The sequence below is a fragment of the uncultured Limnohabitans sp. genome (genome assembly GCF_937889215.1).
GTDB lineage: Bacteria > Pseudomonadota > Gammaproteobacteria > Burkholderiales > Burkholderiaceae_C > Limnohabitans_A.
This window is the reverse complement of sequence record NZ_CALBEX010000083.1, coordinates 1-3278: the sequence shown is the minus strand read 5'-3', so window position 1 is coordinate 3278 and position 3278 is coordinate 1. Positions and strand designations below refer to the sequence as shown.

The following is a 3278-nucleotide window of genomic DNA, read 5'->3' as shown; positions in this document are numbered from 1 at the left end:
CCACCAAACGCTAGCCTTGAGCGTACTGGCCGCGCAGCCCATGGTCTTGTGTGGGTGGGTGAGGGCGGGCAGAGGGTGACGATTTTGGCGTACCCCCGCCTCATGAGGAACCCTGTGCCCGCCCTCACCCACCCACTCAACACCCGCTAAATCAACACGACACAACCTCACAGCACACACGCAAAACAAGCCATCGATAGAGGACAATCAAGCCTTCAAAAATCCGTCAAACCCCAGTGTCCCCCCACCTCCCCATCCTGCGCGAAGTTTTTGGCTACGACGCCTTTCGCGGCCCGCAGCAAGCCATCATCGACCATGTGGCCGCCGGGGGCGATGCGCTGGTGCTCATGCCCACGGGCGGGGGCAAATCGCTGTGCTACCAAATCCCGGCGATTGCACGCCAGCGGGCTGGCCACGGCATCACGGTGGTGGTGTCGCCGCTGATCGCCCTGATGCACGACCAGGTGGGTGCGCTGCACGAAGCGGGTGTCAGCGCTGCCTTCCTCAACTCCACACTCACCAGCGAAGAAGCCAGCGACATCGAACGGCGCTTGCTGCGCGGCGAGATCACCCTGCTGTACGCCGCGCCAGAGCGCGTGACCAATGGCCGCTTTCTGGCCCAGATGGATTCGCTGCGCGAGCGCGGTCTGCTGAGCCTGTTTGCCATCGACGAAGCCCATTGCGTGAGCCAGTGGGGCCACGACTTCCGGCCCGAATACCGGGGCCTGTCGGTGCTGCACGAACGCTACCCCGACGTACCCCGGGTTGCGCTCACGGCCACGGCCGATGCGCTCACGCGTGCCGACATCGTCGAGCGCCTGCAGTTGGAAAGCGCCGAGCTGTTCATCAGCAGCTTTGACCGGCCCAACATCCGCTACACCATCGTCGAGAAAAAAGACGCCAGCACCCAACTGCTGCGCTTCATCGAGCGCGAACACTCTGAAGAAGCGGGCGTGGTCTATTGCCAATCGCGCAAACGGGTGGAAGAGATCGCGGCCATGCTGTGCGAGGCGGGTGTCCATGCGCTGCCGTATCACGCGGGCTTGGACGCCGCTGTTCGCCAACGCCACCAAAACGAATTTTTGCGCGAAGAAGGCGTGGTCATGGTGGCCACCGTGGCCTTTGGCATGGGCATCGACAAGCCGGATGTGCGCTTTGTGGCGCACCTGGACATGCCCAAAAACATCGAAGGCTATTACCAGGAGACGGGCCGCGCCGGGCGCGACAGCCTGGCGTCTGACGCGTGGATGGCTTACGGCCTGCAAGACGTGGTGAACCAGCGCCGCATGATCGACGAGAGTCCGGCGGGTGAAGAGTTCAAACAGGTCATGCGGGGCAAACTCGACGCGCTGCTGGCCCTGGCCGAAGCCACCGACTGCCGCCGCGTGCGCCTGCTGAGCTACTTTGACGAAACCTACGCCAGCCAAAAAGACAACGCATCGGGCATTTACATGCCGTTTTGCGGCAACTGCGACAACTGCCTGAACCCGCCCGAAGTGTGGGACGGCACCGACGCAGCGCGCAAACTGCTGTCCACCGTTTACCGCACCCAACAAACCAGCGGGCACAACTTTGGCGCTGGCCACACCATGGACATTGTGCGCGGCAAAAAAACCGACAAAGTGGTGCAACGCGGCCACGAAAGCATCAGCACCTTTGGCCTTGGGGCCGACTACAGCGAACAACAACTGCGCGCCGTGATGCGCCAGCTGATCGCGATTGGGGCGCTGCATGTGCACACCGAAGACGGATTCAGCACCTTGCACCTGACCGAAGCCTCACGCGCCGTGCTCAAAGGCGAAGTGCCCGTGCAACTGCGCGAAAGCACCAGCCAACGCAGCGATAAAAAGAACCGGTCACGCAATGCCCCATCACCCGCTGCCGCCAATCTGGGGCAGGACGCGATGGTGCGCTACATCAACCTCAAGGCCTGGCGCGCAGAAGTGGCCAAGGAACACAACTTGCCCGCGTATGTGATCTTCCACGATGCAACGCTGGCGGCGATTGCCGAAAGCGCCCCGCAAAGCTTGCGCGACCTGCAAGGCATCAGCGGACTGGGTGTGAAAAAGCTCGAGGCCTATGGCGCGCAGGTGCTGCGGGTGTGCAACGGGGCCGCTTGAAGCGCATCAAACCTCTCCGTCCTGATAGCCAGCTTCTCGCTGGTGGCGAATGCGGGCCACGATGACTCGGTCTTGGGCATCGTCCCATGCATAGCGCGCCAGATAGCCGCTGCGCCTGCGAGAGATGATCAGTTCACGCAAAACACCTTCCACCGGGCGGCCAATGCCGGGTTGATGCGTCAACACTTGCAAGGCATCCAAGATGAAATCGAGCAACTCCCCAGCCAAGGGATCTTCGGACTCGTACAAAAAAGTTTCCAGGCGCACCAAATCTTGGAATGCCGCTGGGCTCAGAAATACGGTGCTCACACCTCAGCCCATTTTTTTCGGTTTCAAAGGTGCGGGCGGCGCTCTCTTGCCCTGACGATGTTCTTTGAGTTCAGAAAAATAGAGACGGACATCGTCCAGCGCATGACCTTTTCCGCTGGCCTTCATGACAGCCAGCGCATCGGCCGAGTCTTGTGCAAATGTTTGCCGCAAGCGCTTGCGCTGCGCGGCATCGGACAGCGTACTCACCATATATGCATGCAAACTCATGCCCATTTGCTGGGCATCCTCCTCAAGCTCCAACTTGAGCGCGCTGGGCAATTTAAGGCTGGTGGGGATGTTGGCTAAGCCAGTGGCAGAAGTGGCGCTCATGACAGACTCCGTTTCTTAGGGTAGTCAGAAGTGACTACCCTAAGTGATTTTATACAGCTGGCTTCAGCGCCAGTTGCTCACTCCACCACAATCGCCCCCCGCCGAATCTGGTCGCGCTCCAGGCTTTCAAACAGCGCTTTGAAGTTGCCTTCGCCAAAGCCTTCGTCGGCTTTGCGCTGGATGAATTCAAAGAACACCGGGCCCAGCAGGGTTTGGCTGAAGATTTGCAGCAGCAATCGCTTCTCACCATTGGCGGTGGAGCCGTCCATCAAGATGCCTCGCGCTTGCAATTCGGGCACCGGCTCGCCGTGGCCCGGCAGGCGCTCTTCGAGCATCTCGTAATAGATGTCGTTGGGCGCGGTCATCAGTGGGATGCCCGCCATCTGCAGCGCATCCACGCTTTTCAAAATATCGTCGGTCAGCAGCGCAATGTGCTGGATGCCTTCGCCGTTGAACTGCATCAAGAATTCTTCGATCTGGCCACCGGTCTTGCCCGATTCTTCGTTCAGCGGGATGCGG

General features: G+C 60.5%; 4 protein-coding genes. 1 reads left to right on the top strand and 3 read right to left on the bottom strand.

The features are described 5' to 3' along the window. Positions 1-236 precede the first annotated feature (236 nt). Complete coding sequence (gene recQ, locus Q0341_RS01915; protein WP_299510168.1) at positions 237-2120, top strand: DNA helicase RecQ; 1884 nt, start codon at positions 237-239, stop codon at positions 2118-2120. Between the two features lie 6 nt (positions 2121-2126). Here the strand turns inward: recQ and Q0341_RS01910 are convergent, their stop codons facing one another. The 3 genes from Q0341_RS01910 to Q0341_RS01900 all read right to left on the bottom strand — a co-directional run. Then, entirely contained in the window at positions 2127-2429 is a 303-nt protein-coding gene (locus Q0341_RS01910; RefSeq protein WP_299510167.1) for a type II toxin-antitoxin system RelE/ParE family toxin, read from the bottom strand. Between the two features lie 3 nt (positions 2430-2432). Next, on the bottom strand, positions 2433-2759 hold the full coding sequence (locus tag Q0341_RS01905; RefSeq protein ID WP_299510166.1) for a hypothetical protein: 327 nt from the start codon (positions 2757-2759) through the stop codon (positions 2433-2435). Between the two features lie 77 nt (positions 2760-2836). Continuing rightward, the coding region (locus Q0341_RS01900; RefSeq protein ID WP_299510165.1) for a VOC family protein at positions 2837-3278 on the bottom strand (442 nt) is incomplete at its 5' end.